Source organism: Pseudomonas sp. 18-147 (assembly GCF_051048045.1).
In the GTDB taxonomy this organism is placed as follows: Bacteria; Pseudomonadota; Gammaproteobacteria; order Pseudomonadales; family Pseudomonadaceae; genus Pseudomonas; species Pseudomonas aeruginosa.
The window spans coordinates 1,966,150-1,982,216 of the sequence record NZ_CP182296.1 but is presented as its reverse complement, the minus strand read 5'-3'; the positions used below and the strand labels follow the sequence as shown (position 1 = coordinate 1,982,216).

Below are 16,067 nucleotides of genomic sequence, written 5' to 3'. Positions count from 1 at the left end.
CTCAGTGACGGCGGATCAGCAGCGCACGGATCTGCTGCGCGGTCTCGCCGTCGACTTCCGCTAGCATCCGCACCTTGCCGGCTACCAGCGCCGCCAGCGGCGCTCCGTCTCGATAGAGCAGGCGGTTGCCGGTCACCGCCGGCACCCGTTCGCCGGGTAGCAGGCCGCCGACCAGATTCAACGGATCGACCGCCGACACCACCAGCATCGCCCCGTCCGGCGGTCGCTTGCGCACCTCGCGCAACAGGCCGACCGCTTCCGCCAAGGCGAACTGCTCGCCGGCCAGGCCGGCGATGAAGCGCCCGCCGCGAATCTCGCCGCGCGCTTCCAGGCGATGGTAGACGCGCAGCAACTCGCGCCACGGCGGCAGCCAGTCGGCTTCGCGCTCCAGCAGGCGCCAGGCGACCACCCCATAGCGCCGCAGCAAGGTCCGGGCGACATGTTCGAGAACCTCCGCCGGCAAACGCTGCCCCGCCTCTTCCGCCTTCGCCCGGCGCAGCGGCGCCCAGCGCCCGGCGTCCTGCATGCCGCCCGGCAGGCCGCGCGAGCGGCGCTCCTGGCGGCTGCGCTTGTCCGCCGGCATCAGCAGGGTGCGCAGCCCGGCGAAGCTGTCGGCGTTGACCCGGCCGACCGAGACCAGCTCGCCGAGGGCGTTCTCCAGCTCGCTGCGCAGCAGGTGGGCATCCTGGCTCAGTTCGTCGAAGAACGATGCACCCTGCTCGCGCAGCACCTCCAGTACCCTGGCCGCGCGCGGCGACAGTTCCGGCTCCGGCGCGTCGCGCTGCAGGACGCTCCAGAGCCCCAGCTCGCGGCGCGGCAGGAGCACGATCGGCGCGCTGCGCAGCGGACCGCCGGCGGCCTTGCTGCGTCCGGCCAGGCGCGCCCAGACGATGCGTCCGGAACGGCACAGCTGGTCCAGCCAATGGCTGGCGTAGTCGGCCACCCGCGCTGCCAGCAGTTCGCTTTCCCAGGCGGCCGCCGCGGCCTGGAAGCCTTCCAGCTGCTCGACCACCGTAGCCAGGGACTCCGCACCCCGGCCACGGGTGCCCGGCGCCAGGCGCTGCCAGTCGAACAGGAAACGCATGAAATCGGCGCGCTGCACCGGCTCGATTTCCCGGCGCAGGCGCTTCACCGTATAGCGATGGATGCGCGCCAGCAGATGGCGTTCGCACCACTCCTCTTCCGTCGCGCCAGGACTGAAGCGGCCACGCAGCACATAGCCTTCGCGCTCCAGGGCGGCCAACGCGTACTGCTGGTCGGCCAGGCCGATGCCCAGGTCGGCCGCCAACTGCCCGGCCGTGCGTGGCCCGAAGCCACCCAGGCGGGCGCGGGTCAGCTCCACGGTCGCCGCTTCCGCCGAGTCCGGCGGCGGATAGCCGCGAGGCGCCTGGAAAGCGTCGGGTACCTTCGCCGCGGGATGCACCAGGCGCATCGCCGGCAGGCGCTCCGCCGCCAGCCAGAGAGTGCTGCCTGCGCAGTCCAGGCGTCCGGCGCGGCGTTGCTCCGACAGTTGCGCAAGCCATTCCCCCCAGCCCGGATTGGCCTCGGCCTCGCCCGAGGTGAGGAAGCCCAGGCTGTTCAGCGCCTCATGCATCTCGTCGGCGTTGCGCGCTTCCGGCCAGGCCTCGCCACGCACCGCCTCGATCGCCTCAAGGTCCAGGGCGCCGAGGTCGTCGGCGGACTCGGGATCGCTCCAGCGGCGATTCTGTACCGCCTGGGTACGCCGCTCCTCCAGCGGCGCATCGTCGAGATAGGCGTAGGGACGCGCGGTGAGTATCTCCGCCGCCAACGCCGAAGGCGCCGGCAGGTCGCGCGCCAGCAAGTCCACCGCGCCGCTCTCCATGTCGCGCAGCAGGGCCAGCCAGCCCTCGCAATCCATCGCCTCGTGCAGGCAGTCGTCAAGGGTCTGCGCCACCAGCGGGTGATCGGGCACCTCGCGCTCGCCGACGATATTCTCCAGGCACGCCACCTGGTCGGGGAACACGCTGGCCAGCAGATCCTCGCTCTTCATCCGCAGCAGTTGCGGCGGCACCTTGCGACCGCCGGCATAGCGCGGCAAACCGAGCGAGGTGGTCAGGTTCCAGCGCCAGCGCACGCCGAACAGCGGCGCGTCGAGCACGGCCTGTACCAACAGGTGCTCGGCGCTCGCCGAATGCAGGTAGCGCCAGACCTCGTCGAGGGGAAAGCTGTGGCTGGTGGACAGCGAGAGGATGATCGCGTCCTCGGTGGCCGCCGCCTGCAGCTCGAAGTTGAAGCTGCGGCAGAAACGCTTGCGCAGCGCCAGGCCCCAGGCGCGGTTGAGGCGGCTGCCGTGGGGACTGTGGATGATCAGTTGCATGCCGCCGGATTCGTCGAAGAAGCGTTCCATCACCAGCCGCCGGCTCCCGGGCAGGCCACCCAGGGCCTGGCGGGCGCGGGCCAGGTACTCGACGATCTGCCGCGCGGCGCCATCGTCCAGCCCGAGGGTGGCGCCGAGCCAGGCGATGGCTGGCTCCAGCCGCTGCCCTTCCGGCAATGCCTGGCCTTCGCCGAGCAGCTCGTCGAGGGTGTCGCGCAGGCGCGCCACGCTGGCCGACAGCTCGTCGCTGCGCCCCGGCGCCTCACCCAGCCAGAACGGAATGTTCGGCGGCTGGCCCTGGGCGTCCTCGACCCGTACCCGTCCCGGCTCGATGCGGATGATCCGGTACGAGGTGTTGCCCAGCTGGAACACGTCGCCGGCCAGGCTCTCCACCGCGAAGTCCTCGTTGACCGTTCCCACCAGCAGGCCCTGCGGCTCCAGCAGCACGCTGTAGTCGCCGGTATCGGGAATGGTCCCGCCCGAGGTCAGCGCGGTCAGCCGCGCGCCACGGCGGCCACGGAGCAGGCCGTTGAGCGCATCGCGATGGAGATAGGCGCCGCGCACGCCGAGGCGTGAGTGGTAGCCCTCGGCAAGCATCCGCAGGACTTCGTCGAAGCGCTCGCGCTCCAGCCCGGCGTAGGGTTCGGCGCGGATCACCAGGCGATAGAGGTCGTCCTCGCGCCACTCCTGGCAGGCCACTTCGGCGACGATCTGCTGCGCCAGCACGTCCAGCGGCTGGCGTGGCAGCACCAGGCTGTCCAGCTCGCCACGGCGCACGCTGTCGAGCAGCGCCGCGCATTCCACCAGGTCGTCGCGGGAGGTCGGGAACAACCGGCCCTTGGGGGTGCCGCCGACACTGTGCCCGGAACGCCCGACCCGTTGCAGGAAGGCGGCGATGGAGCGCGGCGACGACAACTGGCAGACCAACTCGACGTCGCCGATATCGATGCCCAGCTCCAGCGAGGCGGTCGCCACCAGTACCTTCAATTGCCCGGCCTTGAGGCGCTGCTCGGCATCCAGGCGCAGCTCCTTGGCCAGGCTGCCGTGGTGGGCCGCCACCTGGCGGCTGCCGAGGCGTTCGGCGAGGAAGCGGGTGACCCGCTCGGCCATGCGCCGGGTGTTGACGAACACCAGGGTGGTGCGGTGCTCGCCGGCCAGGTGCGCCAGGCGGTCGTAGACCAGCTCCCAGGTGTCGTTGGACATCACCGCTTCCAGCGCCACCGGCGGTACCTCGATGCCCAGGTCGCGGGGGCGCGTATAGCCGATGTCGACGATCCGGCAGGCCGGATCGCGCGGATTGCCGCTGGCGCCGACGAGGAAGCGCGCGACCTTCTCGATCGGTTTCTGCGTGGCGGACAGCCCGATCCGCAGCAGCGGTCGCGGACACAGCGCCTGCAGGCGCTCCAGCGACAGCGCCAGGTGGCTGCCGCGCTTGCTGCCGGCCAGGGCATGGATCTCGTCGACGATCACGCTGCGCACCCCGGCAAGCATCTGCCGGCCCGACTCCGAGCCGAGCAGGATGTACAGCGATTCGGGCGTGGTGACCAGGATGTGCGGCGGGCGCTTGCGCATCGCTCCGCGTTCGACCTGCGGCGTATCGCCGGTGCGCACCGCGCTACGGATATCGACGTCGGGCAGGCCGAGACGCGCCAGTTCCTCGCGGATGCCAGCCAGCGGTTGCTCCAGGTTGATGCGGATGTCGTTGGACAGCGCTTTCAGCGGCGAGACATAGACCACCTGGGTAGCATCCGCCAACTCGCCGCCGGCGGCCAGCCCCTCCACCACCAGGGCATCGATGGCGGCGAGGAAGGCGGTCAGGGTCTTGCCCGAACCGGTGGGCGCGGCGACCAGGGTCGAAAGCCCCTCGCGGATCGCCGGCCAGGCCTCGACCTGGGCCGGCGTGGGCGCGGCGAAGTGGCGTTCGAACCACTGGCGGACGGCGGGATGGAACTCCGCCAGGGGCCGCGGAGCCGGCTCGGCGCGGCGGGCGGAAGAGGATGAAATAGGCATCATGCTCCGCACTATGGTGGCGCCGCGGGCGACTCACAAGCCCCGCCGATCGCCCGTCGGGCGCAGTTTCAGAGCCCGGCGACGAAACGGTCGAAGCGCTCGGCGTGCAGCGCTTCGCTGCCGTTCTCCTCGAGCAGCCGGCGAGCCTCGGCGGCCTTCGGCGTCTCGCCGCCGATCAGGCCGAGCAGGCGCTCGCCGCGCGGCGTGAGGACGAAGTTCTCGCCATTGCCGCCCTGCTCTTCCGGACGCGGCTCGATGAAGCCGCCCTCCAGCAGGATCGCCTCGTAGTCGGCGGCCTTCTGCTTCAACGCATCCATGTCGCCGACCCGCTGCCCGGCCTGGGAGCGTTCCTCGGCCAGGCGTTCGGCATGGGCGCGCGGGGCGAAGTTCTCATGGGCGGACTGCCGGACCTCCAGCAGCAACCGTTCGACCAGATCCCAATCGTGAGTCATGGCATACCTCCTGCGGCATAAGCAACGAGGGTCCTTCGCACCCTCTCTATGCGTGCGACCCGCAACCCGCCGCGAGGGTTCGAATCGGTCGCCGTCCGGCGTTGCGGCTGAACTTTGTCGGCTCGACCGGGCTCCACCGCTCAGGACCACCCCACAGGAGTACGCCATGAAACCGCTTTTCGCCCTCGCCAGCGCCTGCGCCTTGCTGGTCGCCACGCCGGTCTTCGCCTGTTCCGAAGCGGAGGCGGAAAAGATGGGCAAGGAAGTCGCCACCAAGGTCGCCTCGATCACCCAGAAGAACCCGCAACGGGCCAGGGAACTCAACGAGCAGTTGCGCCAGCGCCAGGAAGCCCGCTCGGAACAGAACCGGCCGAGCGATTGCGATGCCTACGCGCAGATGCTCAAGGAACTGGATCAGGAAAAAGGTGACGTACAGCGCAACACTTCGCAGTGATCCGCCGGTTCGGGGTGCGGCGGCCCGGGACGGCGGGGTCCGGCGCCCGTGACGGGCGCGCCACCCACCCCGCCTGAGTCACTGAGACAGGCGCGGGCCGAACAGCACGACGCTGGCACCGACCACGCACAAGGCCACGCCCAGCCAGTCGCTCCATAGCGGCCGCGAGCGCTCGACAAAAGCCAGCCAGAACAGCGACGCGGCGACGTAGATGCCGCCATAGGCGGCATAGGCGCGGCCGGCGTAGCTGGCCTCCACGCGGGTCAGCAGCAAGGCGAACAGGGTCAGGCTGAGCAGGCCGGGCAGCACCCACAGGGCGCTCTTGCCCAGCCGCAGCCAGAGATAGAAAGCGTAGCAGCCGGCGATCTCGCAGAACGCCGCGAGGACGAACCAGAAGTAGTTGATCACCGCCGCCCGCCCTCCCGCTCCCAGGCGCAGCGGACCTGCAGGTCGCTCTCCTGGGGGGTATGGAAGCCACGCTCGGACTCCCAGCGAAAGGTATGGCTGCCGTTCACTTCGGTCTCCAGGTGGACCACCGCGCTGGCCCAGTAGAGGCGCCTGAGCAACGCCTCGAACTGCTCGACCCACAGGCTCCACTCGTATTCGATGGCCTGGTAGCTGGCACCGAAGTGGATGATCTGGGTCTGGTAGAGCCCGGCCCCGGACTGCTCGCAGCGGCTGAACATCTCGCGTCCGAGGAACGGCCAGGCCTCGCCGCCCGGCAGGCTGTCCAGCACGCGGCGGTTGGCGGCACGACGCATGCGCCGCTCCATCGAATCGCCCGGCCAGTCGCGGATGCAGCCATAGACGATGGATTCAGACTCCACAGGGGTACTCCAGAACAGAACGGACTCGCAGAGGCAGCCTTCTAGCACAGGGCGCGAGGGCGGAAAAGCAAAAAGCCTCGCAAATGAGCGAGGCTTCTTGTGGGGTCCAACGTACTTCGGCAGGCAGGCCGGTGACTCAAGCTACTCGATCGCACCGCCTTGGGCAAGCACTATCTGCGCCGCACCGCAATGGTGCAAAGCCGCGCCCCTGCTGGCCTGCAGCCATTTCCACTCAGGCCTGGCGCTGACGCTTGGCCTGCATCTTGCCGGCCATCGCGGTCATCTCGTCATAGATCGCCTGGGGATTCTGCTGCTTGATCCTCCAGGCCATCCGCGCCTGCTCGTGGGGCAGGATCAGGAAACTGCCCTTGGCCACTTCGGCGTGGATGTAGTCGGCGATGTCGGCGGCGCTGATCGGCGAACTCTCCAGCAACTTGCCGACCTGGTGCTTCATCTCGGGGCTCGGGCCGCGGAAAGAGTCCAGCAGGTTGGTCTGGAAGAACGAAGGACAGACCACATGGACGCCGACCTCGACCAGCGCCAGCTCTACCAGCAGGCTTTCCGAAAGCGCCACCACCCCGGCCTTGGCCACGTTGTAGTTGCTCATCGCCGGGCCCTGCATCAACGCCGCCATCGAGGCGATGTTGACGATCTTGCCCTTGCTTCGCTCCAGCAACGGCAGGAAGGCCTTGCAGCCCTTGACCACGCCCATCAGGTTGATCGCGATCTGCCAGTCCCAGTCCTCCAGGGACAACTCGCCGAAGAAGCCGCCGGAGGCCACCCCGGCGTTGTTGACGATGACGTCGATGCCGCCGAACTTCTCCTCGCAGCTCTGCGCCAGCGCGGTCAGTTGACTGTAGTCGCGTACGTCGCAACGCTGGGTGAAGCCATCGCCACCCGCCTCGCGCACCAGTTTCAGGCTTTCCGCCAGGCCGGCCTCGTTGACGTCGGCCAGCGCCAGGCGCCAGCCGTCACGCGCCCAGCGCAGGGCGATTTCGCGCCCCAGCCCGGAGCCGGCACCGGTGATCATCATGCGGTTTTGCATAGGGGGTCCTGCCTTCCTGTTCGTGTGATGAAGGCCAGTGTAACCAAGGGTTTCAGCGCCCTCCGGCTAAATCAGGAAGCTGAATGCCTCGGGCAAACCCGGACATGCCGGGCCGCGCGAGGGGCTCAGGCGAGCAGCAGGACGCAGAGCTTGCCCAGGACCAGGGCGATGCCGCAGGAAACCAGCAGGTAGGAGGCGCCATCGAGACGCCGGCGGTACAACTGGGCGAAGGAACCCACGTGATGCTGCAGGACGAACATTCCCAGTGCCACCAGGATCGCCGGGATCAGGAAGACGAATTGCCAGAAGTGTTCGACCGCCAGCGTCGCTTCGCCGTCGTCCGCGAGCAGCAGGGCGCCCCCCAGCAACTGGCCCAGCAACAGCAGCCCCCCGACGCCAATACAGGCACGTCCCCAGCCGATCATCAGTCCCTCCCAGAGCGTTTCCGAGGGACCAGCATAGCCAGATGCCGCCATGCGATCTGTGCCCTGGGTCAAGCTGGGCGGCCCGCCCGGACATCCACCAGGCAATTTCATGACGCGGGTAACATCCTGCGGAAACGAGCCCCGCCCGCCGGACGGGGCCCGAGCGCCTCAGAACACGTACTGCAGGCGCATCACCAGGCCATCGCCGCTATCGTCGCCGTTGGCATTGCTGATCTTGTCGGTCTTCGCCTTGACGTAGTTGGCGGAAACCTTCACCGCCTCGTTGGCGTACCAGTTGACGCCCAGGGTATGGGTCTTGCCCTTGGCGTCGCCGACCTCGCGGGTGGCGCTGTCGACGACGATGTTGTCATCCTCGACCTTGATCGAGTCGTAGCGGTAGAACAGCTCCCAGGCGCCGATTTCCTTGTTCTCCGGCTTGATGGTGTCGAACTTGGCGCCGTCCAGCTTGTAGAGGCGCGGCTCGCCGGTGAGGGTGTAGGCCAGTTGCGCGTAATAGCCGGAGGCCTTGAGATCCTCGCGGTCGCGCTCGGCCTTGACCGTGCGCCGCAGGTACTCGGCCTGGGCCGAGAAGGCACCCAGCGCCCAGGCGCCTTCCAGGCCCCAGACCGAGTCGTCCTTCCACAGCCCCTCGACTGCCGAACTGCCGCCGAACAGACCGCGGTTGCCATTGCTGCCGGCATCGTTGCCGCCATTGGTGGAGACGCCGCGCATGCCCATGCGCGGGCGGATCCGGGTATCCACCGCGCTGTCCTCCAGGTCGCGATAGGCGTATTGCAGGCCCAGGTGCACCACGTTGCCCGGCTCGTGCAGCGGCGCGAACACGCCGCGCAGGTTGTAGCGCTTGACGCTGTCGCCGTCGGTATCGTTGTTGTTCTCGCTGAACACGCTGCCCGAGAGGAAAGCCATGCCGCCCACCACCGAGCTGGCCTGGATACCGGTACCGACGTTGTCGTTGACCCAGTCGGCGATGTCGTAGGTGAGGTTGCGCTCCAGCGCGGTGACCCATTTGGAGCTGGTGGCCTTTTCCAGGCCGAAGTCGGTGTAGAAGCGGCCGAACTTCAGGTTGACCGGGTTGAAGCCGGTATAGGTGACCGAAGCTTCGTCAAAGTAGCCGGCGCTGTCGTTGCCGACGTTGCGCGACAGGTCGTAGTTGATCTGGTACTTCCAGTCCCGGTAGACGGTGCCGCCGAACTCCAGGTAGGCGCGGCGGAAGTAGGCGGCATCGGCGGTATTGCCGTTGTTCGTGTAGTAGCCGTCGAAGCGGCCGTAGTCGGCCTGCAGGCGGCCGCCGAGCTTGAAGCTGAATTCCTTGTCGGTGGTGGCGACTTCGAGGCCGCCCTTGGTCTTGATCACGATGTCGGCACCGTCGGTGGTCACGGTCCCGGCCAGGCTCTGCGCGGAAATCGCCAGGCCCAGCAAACTCCAGGCAACACTGCTCCCCACCCCTTTGCACGAGTGTCTGCGAATCATCAGGTAAGTCCCCTGTTCGGATTTCGAATGGTCTTGAGCAGCGCGGAAACGGCCGGTTCTGTCGCCGGCCGGCGCTGCTGGAGGGGGATCATCTGGATGGGTTGTGACAGCGAGACTGCAAAGCGCGAAAGCTTTTGTGACAGGCAGCCGGATAGCGCCTGGATGAGGCCGTCGGATAAGGGCGCAGGCCTAGAGGCATCAGGTCCGGGCGACAGATGTAACAGTTTGTTTCATATATTGCGGCAACCTTGCGAAGATTGCATGACTGCAATGAAAACCAAGAGTTTCTGCCGATAACCGTCTGGCTTTCGGATATTCCTGCCAGTACCTGCGGGTAGACCTGTAACGAAAGAAAGACCCGGTTGCAGGCTGCCAACATCGCCACAACCGGGTAAGGAAGCGATTAAAAAGACCTCGCCGGAGCGAGGCCGAAAACAGGAGCAGATCGTTGTCGCTTCTTAGAACACGTACTGCAAACGGGTCACGAAGCCGTCGCCGTCATCGTCGCCATTGTTGTTGGTGATCTTGTCGGTCTTCGCCTTGACGTAGGCCGCGCTGATCTTCACCGCATCGTTGACGTACCAGTTCACGCCCAGGTTGTGGGCCTTGGCCTTGGTGTCGCCGACTTCGCGAGTGGCGGTATCGGCGACCACGTTGTCGTCTTCCACCTTGATGTTGTCGTAGCGGTAGAACACTTCCCAGGCGCCGATTTCCTTGTTTTCCGGCTTGACGGAGTCGAACTTGGCACCTTCCAGCTTGTACTGGCGGGACTCGCCGGTCAGGGTGTAGGCCAGTTGCGCGTAGTAACCCTTGGCCTTGATGTCCTTGTAGGCGTTGTCATCGGCCTTCAGCTTGCGTGCCAGGTATTCGGCCTGGGCCGAGAACGGGCCCATCGCCCAGGCGCCTTCCAGGCCCCAGACGCTATCGTCCTTGTAGGAACCGGCCGGCGAGTTGGAGACACCGCCGAAGGTCGCGCGGTTGCCGTTGTCACCGGCGTCGTTGCCGCCGCTGGTGGCGATGCCGCGCATGCCCAGGCGCGGACGGATGCGCGAGTCGAAGGCGGTGTCGTCGAGGTCGCGGTAGGCATAGTTCACGCCGACATGGAGAACATTGCCGGCTTCGTGCATCGGCGCGAACACGCCGCGGAAGTTGAACTGCTTGACGCTGTCGCCGTCGCTGTCGTCGGCGTCCTTGGCGGATACGCCGGCGGACAGGTAGGCCATGTCGGCGAGGGTCGAGTTGACCTGGGCGCCCATGCCGTCCTGGTGGGTGTTGATCCAGTCGGCCAGTTCGTAGGCGGCGTTACGCTCGGGAGCGGTCACCCACTTGGAGCTGGTGGCCTTTTCCAGGCCGAAGTCGGGGTCGAAGCGACCGAACTTCAGGTTGACCGGGTTGAAGCCGGTGTAGGTGACCGAAGCTTCGTCGAAATAGCCGTTGTCGGAGCTGCCGGTGTTGTGCGACAGGTCGAAGTTGATCTGGTATTTCCAGTCCTTGTATGCAGTTCCGCCGAGTTCGATGAAGGCGCGGCGGAAGTAGGCGGCGTCGGCGGTGTTGCCATTCTTGGTATAGAAACCGTCGAAACGGCTGTAGTCGGCCTGCAGGCGACCGCCCAGCTTGAAGCTGAATTCCTTGTCGGTGGTGGCGACTTCGAGGCCGCCCTTGGTCTTGATCACGATATCGGCGCCGTCGGTGGTCACGGTGCCGGCGAACGCCTGGGCAGATACGGCCAGAGCCAGAGCGCTGGCAACGAAGCCGAGCGAGTGCTTACGGATCATCGAAGATTTCCCCTTAATGGTGTGTGCATTGGCAACACGCGAGTGCCTGGCTACAGCGCGCCCCTTGTTCCGCGCTGGCCGTAAGGCGGCCCCTTTGTGTTGGGGGGAATCTTGGCGATGGCAGATTGCAGCCAAATTGCATGGAGATAAATGTTTCATTACAGATGAACTTTTTATCTCCAATGCGAATAACGCGAAAAGCCCTCTACTACGGGCCTTTCGGGTTATTCGATATGGGTAGAAATCTCAGCGCAATTTTTGAGCAATCCAGAAGTCAGCAGAAAGCCACTTGCCGGCGCCGCCGAAGAACAGCGCGAGCAACATCACCAGGTAGGTCGCGGCGAACTCGATGCCGTTGTTGACGATGGCGAAGCTTCCGCTCGACGTCAGCCAGTCGTAGTTGCCGTATTCGCGCAGGATTTCCCGGGCTCGCGCCAGCTTCTGGCCAGCCTCCAGCACCTGGGCGTTGGCGAACGGCGCGGACGGATCGGCGATCGCCTGCCAGCCGTTCGGCCAGTGCACGGCGAAGATCGCTACCAGCATGGTCACCATCAGCGGCAGGCTGATCCAGCGCACGGCCAGGCCGCACAACAGCAGCACGGCGCCACCGGCCTCGCTCAGCGCGGCGAGCCAGGCCAGCAGTTCGGGAAACGGCAGGCCGAGTCCCCAGTCGGGATTGCCGAACCACTCGATGGTGGCCGGCATGTCCGCCAGCTTCTGGCTGCCGGCCATCCAGAACACCGGCGCCAGGTACAGGCGCAGCGCCAGCGGGGCGAGGAAATCCGCTCGACGGGTGACGTCGAGGGCATGCTGTAAACGCAGGAAGACAGTCTTCATCATCACTCCAGAGCGCCCTCGCCCATGAGGATGCCCTGGGCGTGCCAGTCCTCCAGCAAGGCGAAGGCATTTTCGAAATACTCCACGTCGGCGCTCAGGCCGCAGCTTCCGGCCAACTCGCGCAACAACGGCAGCAGCGCCACCGGCGCCTCGCCCTCCTCGCTCAGGCGCTGCGCGAGGCGATAGGCGAATGGCGACAGGTGCAGGAAGCGCACCCGCTCCGCCGGATCGCGCCAGACCAGCAGGCAGGTCGGCTCGGCCGGCGGCTCCATCGGCCGATGGCTCGGCCCCAGGCGATGGACCGGCCAGCGATAGGCCAGCGGCCAGGCCAGTGGCGACCACGACCAGGCCTGCGGCAGCGTCTCGACAGGCGCCTCGGCCAGCGACAGGGCCAGCTCGACCCACTCGTAGTGAGCCAGCTCCAGCAGGAAGGGCGGATCGCCCTCCTCCGCGCGGTAGCCGTCCTGCAGCCAGCCGATGAACTCCTCGCCCAATTGCCTGAAGTACGGTGTGCGGCAGCGATGCTCGCGCATGAAGGCACGCACCAGGCGATGCCAGCGCGGCTCGTCGAACAACTGGCGCAGGACCGGGAAACCGCTGCTGATGAAACCGTCCAGGTTGTTGAAGAACAGTTCCTCGTAGATCGCCATGCGCTCCGTCGCGATGCCGGGCGGCAAGGCCTGCTGCGGATCGCGGATACGTGCGGCGAAACGCCGTTGCAAGGTCGTGTGGTTCATGTGCCGTACCCCAGGCTGCGCAGTTGCGCTTCACCGCTGCGCCGCTGCAGCTCGCGGATGCGATCGGTTTCGGCATACAGCTCGCTCAGTGGCGGGAGGTTGAAATCGCGCTCCAGCAGCGTCGGGCGTTCGCCATGGCAGGCATAGGCATGTGCCAGCAGTTCCCAGACCGGATCGCAGACCGGCGCGCCATGGGTGTCGATCTTCAGGCTGGCGCCCTGCTCGTCGTGCCCGGCCATGTGCAGGTAGGCGATCCTCCGGCTGGGCATCGCGGCGATGTAGGCGTGGGCGTCGAAACCGAAGTTGCAGGCGTTGACGTAGACGTTGTTGACGTCCAGCAGCAATTGGCAATCGGCTTCCTCCAGTACCGCGCGGACGAAATCGACCTCTTCCAGCTCGCCCGGCAAGCGCGCATACGCCGAGACGTTCTCGACGATCAACGGCCGCTCGAGGACGTCCTGTACCACCCGGACCCGTTCGGCGACCCGGCGCACCGATTCGTCGCTGAACGGTAGCGGCATCAGGTCGTAGAGCTGGCCGTCGTCGGCGCAGGCCGACAGGTGCTCGCTGTAGGCACGGATGTCATGCTGCTCGATGAAACCCTTGATCGCGCGCAGCAACGACATGTCCAGCGGGGCGTAGCCACCGAGGTTGAGAGACAGACCATGGCAGAGGAACGGCAGGCGCTCGGTCAGCTCGCGGAACTGGCGGCCGAGACGGCCGCCGATGCCGATCCAGTTCTCCGGGGCGACCTCGAGGAAGTCGACCCGGACCTCATCGCCGGCGCCGAACGGCTCCAGCAGCGCGCGACGCAGGCCTAGCCCGGCGCCGCTGACGAATTCCCGTTGCATGGTCCGTCTCCTCAGGCCTTACGACTTCTTCTTGTCGGCGCCGCAGTTGCCTTCGCCGGCCTTCTTCTCGCCACCGCAGGAACCTTCCTTGGCCTTGCGATCCGCACCGCAGCTGCCTTCATGACCTGCCTTGGAGGCTTCGCGCTTGCCCTTGTCGGCACCGCACTTGGCCTCGCCGCAGGAACCTTCCTTGGCCTTCTCGGCGGCAGCCACGCTGTAGCCGCTGCTCAGCTCCTGCACGGCGAAGGGATTCTGCGCGGCATGCGCGCCGACACTGGCTACGCCGAGCAGAGCAGCGCCGACGACGGAGGAAGCGAGGGAAATCTTTTTCATGGGTAACTCCTGAAGTTGGTAGCGGGCGCCGGTATGGCGTCCTCGCTCCAATGGACGGAGCACCCCCGGCGGCGTTACAGCGGAGTCGAAAAAAATTTCCCGTCCCTTTGCCTGAACTCAGGGATTGCCCCTGCTGGAGAAATATCGGTCGGCGATATTCGCCAGGTCCCAGGCGTTCTCCTCGACTTCGGATGCTCGCCCAGCGAAACGGATTGCCGCCCCTCCGTAGGGCGCATATCGCGCAGCGATATCCGCCAAGCCCAGCCACACTCCTCGACCTCGTCACGCGGAAGGGAGAGCCGCCCACGCCAGGCCGGGTCCGGTTCGCCCACGCCGGATAGCGGAAACGAAAAAGCCGCCGCCCACGAATCGCGGGCGGCGGCTTGGTGTCGAGGGTACCCCGGCTCAGCGCCGCGCGGCGTCCTTGCGCAATTCGGAGAGATGCGCGGCCAGACGGTCGAGTTCCGGCCCCGGCCCTTCCGGCAGATGGCGCACGGTCGCCTGGGTCAGGCGCATCTGGCGGATGAAGCGCCGGCAATGCCGGCACATGAGCAGGTGGCTGCGCACCGCCAGTTGTCCGCGGAAGTCCAGTTGCCCATCGAGAAAGTCGCTGGACCGGGCGACCAGTTCCTTGCAACTCAGCATTGGCCGGTCTCCTCGAAATGCTCCAGGGTGGCGAAGACCTTCAGGCGGGCGCGATGCAGCAGCACCCGGACATTGGAAAGCGTGATATCCAGGAGATCACGGATTTCCTCCAGCTCCAAGCCCTGGCGTTCGCGCAGGGTCAGCACGCTGCGCTGCAGCTCGGACAGACCGTTGAGGGTCTTGTCCAGGCAATCGCGCAGTTCGCCCTCGGCGAGCAGGGCTTCCGGCGAATCCTCGTGCCAGGCGTGCGGCGGCTGGCTCCAGTGACCGTCGGCGGCAAAGCGCTGGTCATCCACCGTACCATGGGGCCCCGGCAGGTCGTCGAGGAAAACTTCCCGGCGAACCTGGCGCAAGCGGCTCTTGGCGGTATTGGCGGTAATGGTCAGCAGCCAGGTCTTCAGGCTCGAACGCCCCTGGAACCCGTCCAGCCCGCGAACCGCCGCGAGCCAGGCGTCCTGCACCACTTCCTCGGTATGCGATCTGCCGATGATCGCCCAGGCCACGGCCCGCATGGCGCCCTGGTAGGCGCCAACCAGCTCGCGGAAGGCTCGCTGCTCGCCGGCCAGCAGGCGCGGCAGCAGCTCGGCGTCGGTAGGCGCCGCCACGATCAGTGTTTACGCAGGATCACGCTACCGATCGAGTAACCGGCGCCGAACGAGCTGAGCACCCCGATGGCGCCGCTGGGCAGGTCGTCCTGGTGCTTGTGCAGGGCGATCACCGAGCCGGCGGAACTGGTATTCGCGTAGCTGTCGAGGATCACCGGCGCCTCGTGCGCCTCGGCGTCGCGGCCGAGCAGCTTGCGGGTGATCAGCAGGTTCATGTTCAGGTTGGCCTGGTGCAGCCAGAAGCGCTTGACCTCGGCGACCTGGATTTCATTGGCCGCCAGGTGCTCGCCGATCAGCTCGGCGACCATCGGGCAGACATCCTTGAACACCTTGCGGCCTTCCTGGACGAACAGCTTGTCGCGCTTGCCGATACCGCTCTCGTCGGCGCGGTTGAGGAAGCCGAAGTTGTTGCGGATGTTGTTGGAGAACTGGGTCAGCAGCCTGGTGCTGACGATGTCGAACTGGTGCTTCGACACGGCCAGGTCGGCGCGCTCGACGATCACCGCGGTGCAGGCGTCGCCGAAGATGAAGTGGCTGTCGCGGTCGCGGAAGTTCAGGTGGCCGGTGCAGATCTCCGGGTTGACCATCAGGATCGCCCGCGCCTGGCCGGTCTGGATCGCGGTGGTGGCGGCCTGGATACCGAAGGTGGCCGAGGAGCAGGCCACGTTCATGTCGTAGCCGTAGCCCTGGATACCCAGCGCGGCCTGCACCTCCACCGCGATCGCCGGGTAGGCGCGCTGCAGGTTGGAGCAGGCGACGATCACCCCGTCGATGTCGGCGGCGCTGCGGCCGGCACGCTGCAGCGCCTCCCTGGCGGCGGCCACGGCCATCTCGCAGAGGATCGACCACTCGTCGTTGCTGCGCTCGGGAAGGTACGGAACCATGCGCTGCGGGTCGAGGATGCCTTCCTTGTTCATCACGAAGCGGCTCTTGATGCCGGACGCCTTCTCGATGAACGCCGAGCTGGACTCGGCCAGCGCCTCCAGTTCGCCCTTGGCGATGGCCTCGGCGTGCTGGTCGTTGTACTGGCGCACGAAGGTATTGAAGCTCTCCACCAGCTCATCGTTGGAGATGCTGTAGGGCGGAGTATAAAGACCGGTTCCGCTGATGACGGCTTTATGCACAGTTGTTCCTCTTCTCTCGCTGGGCCGCCGTCGAACGGGGCCGATTAGGCATAGCGGTGCCCGCCTGGGGCCGGCACCGGAAACGGGTTCGCTCGCGGCGATGCCGGGCGCTCTACGA

Annotated in this window: 16 protein-coding genes; 1 reads left to right on the top strand and 15 read right to left on the bottom strand. The window is 66.7% G+C overall.

What is annotated here, in order from left to right; translation table 11 throughout:
• Window position 1: 1 nt before the first annotated feature.
• Both ACM0M4_RS09565 and ACM0M4_RS09560 read right to left on the bottom strand, forming a co-directional pair.
• Entirely contained in the window at window positions 2-4,348 is a 4,347-nt protein-coding gene (locus ACM0M4_RS09565) for a DEAD/DEAH box helicase (protein ID WP_034070682.1), read from the bottom strand.
• A gap of 68 nt (window positions 4,349-4,416) precedes the next feature.
• A complete protein-coding gene (locus ACM0M4_RS09560; protein ID WP_003091614.1) occupies window positions 4,417-4,800 on the bottom strand; it encodes a hypothetical protein in 384 nt (127 codons plus the stop codon).
• A 166-nt stretch (window positions 4,801-4,966) separates the two neighbouring features.
• Between ACM0M4_RS09560 and ACM0M4_RS09555 the strand changes: the two genes are divergently transcribed.
• The gene (locus ACM0M4_RS09555; protein ID WP_003091615.1) at window positions 4,967-5,254 is read left to right on the top strand and encodes a hypothetical protein; all 288 of its coding nucleotides are present in this window, start codon (window positions 4,967-4,969) and stop codon (window positions 5,252-5,254) included.
• A gap of 78 nt (window positions 5,255-5,332) precedes the next feature.
• Here the strand turns inward: ACM0M4_RS09555 and ACM0M4_RS09550 are convergent, their stop codons facing one another.
• From ACM0M4_RS09550 to ACM0M4_RS09490, 13 genes are all read right to left on the bottom strand, one after another.
• Window positions 5,333-5,662, bottom strand: a complete 330-nt coding sequence (locus ACM0M4_RS09550) for a YnfA family protein (RefSeq protein ID WP_003111657.1) — start codon at window positions 5,660-5,662, stop codon at window positions 5,333-5,335.
• Window positions 5,659-6,081, bottom strand: a complete 423-nt coding sequence (locus tag ACM0M4_RS09545) for a hypothetical protein (RefSeq protein WP_003091617.1) — start codon at window positions 6,079-6,081, stop codon at window positions 5,659-5,661. Before ACM0M4_RS09545 ends, ACM0M4_RS09550 begins: the two co-directional genes overlap by 4 nt.
• Before the next feature lie 232 nt (window positions 6,082-6,313).
• Window positions 6,314-7,126 carry an SDR family oxidoreductase gene (locus ACM0M4_RS09540; protein ID WP_003091619.1) on the bottom strand — a complete coding sequence of 271 codons (813 nt, stop codon included), beginning with the start codon at window positions 7,124-7,126 and terminating at the stop codon, window positions 6,314-6,316.
• A gap of 125 nt (window positions 7,127-7,251) precedes the next feature.
• A complete protein-coding gene (locus tag ACM0M4_RS09535; RefSeq protein ID WP_003091621.1) occupies window positions 7,252-7,551 on the bottom strand; it encodes a hypothetical protein in 300 nt (99 codons plus the stop codon).
• Between the two features lie 168 nt (window positions 7,552-7,719).
• Window positions 7,720-9,042, bottom strand: coding sequence for an outer membrane porin OprP (oprP, locus tag ACM0M4_RS09530; protein ID WP_003122437.1), 1,323 nt, complete (start codon window positions 9,040-9,042; stop codon window positions 7,720-7,722).
• A gap of 458 nt (window positions 9,043-9,500) precedes the next feature.
• Window positions 9,501-10,817: an outer membrane porin OprO gene (oprO, locus tag ACM0M4_RS09525; RefSeq protein WP_003104423.1), complete on the bottom strand. Its 1,317-nt coding sequence runs from the start codon at window positions 10,815-10,817 to the stop codon at window positions 9,501-9,503.
• A gap of 246 nt (window positions 10,818-11,063) precedes the next feature.
• Window positions 11,064-11,654 carry an HvfX family Cu-binding RiPP maturation protein gene (locus tag ACM0M4_RS09520; RefSeq protein ID WP_221345531.1) on the bottom strand — a complete coding sequence of 197 codons (591 nt, stop codon included), beginning with the start codon at window positions 11,652-11,654 and terminating at the stop codon, window positions 11,064-11,066.
• 2 nt (window positions 11,655-11,656) lie between these two features.
• Window positions 11,657-12,391 (bottom strand): HvfC family RiPP maturation protein, encoded by a 735-nt coding sequence (locus tag ACM0M4_RS09515; protein WP_023096521.1) that lies wholly within the window; start codon window positions 12,389-12,391, stop codon window positions 11,657-11,659.
• The gene (locus tag ACM0M4_RS09510) at window positions 12,388-13,242 is read right to left on the bottom strand and encodes an HvfB family MNIO-type RiPP peptide maturase (protein WP_003124330.1); all 855 of its coding nucleotides are present in this window, start codon (window positions 13,240-13,242) and stop codon (window positions 12,388-12,390) included. Before ACM0M4_RS09510 ends, ACM0M4_RS09515 begins: the two co-directional genes overlap by 4 nt.
• Window positions 13,243-13,260: 18 nt before the next feature.
• Window positions 13,261-13,575 carry an HvfA family oxazolone/thioamide-modified RiPP metallophore gene (locus ACM0M4_RS09505; protein WP_003091625.1) on the bottom strand — a complete coding sequence of 105 codons (315 nt, stop codon included), beginning with the start codon at window positions 13,573-13,575 and terminating at the stop codon, window positions 13,261-13,263.
• A gap of 405 nt (window positions 13,576-13,980) precedes the next feature.
• Window positions 13,981-14,220: an anti-sigma factor family protein gene (locus ACM0M4_RS09500; RefSeq protein ID WP_003104432.1), complete on the bottom strand. Its 240-nt coding sequence runs from the start codon at window positions 14,218-14,220 to the stop codon at window positions 13,981-13,983.
• Window positions 14,214-14,825, bottom strand: a complete 612-nt coding sequence (locus tag ACM0M4_RS09495) for an RNA polymerase sigma factor (protein WP_003104434.1) — start codon at window positions 14,823-14,825, stop codon at window positions 14,214-14,216. Before ACM0M4_RS09495 ends, ACM0M4_RS09500 begins: the two co-directional genes overlap by 7 nt.
• 2 nt (window positions 14,826-14,827) lie before the next feature.
• Window positions 14,828-15,949 carry a beta-ketoacyl-ACP synthase III gene (locus ACM0M4_RS09490; RefSeq protein WP_003104436.1) on the bottom strand — a complete coding sequence of 374 codons (1,122 nt, stop codon included), beginning with the start codon at window positions 15,947-15,949 and terminating at the stop codon, window positions 14,828-14,830.
• Between the last annotated feature and the right edge of the window lie 118 nt (window positions 15,950-16,067).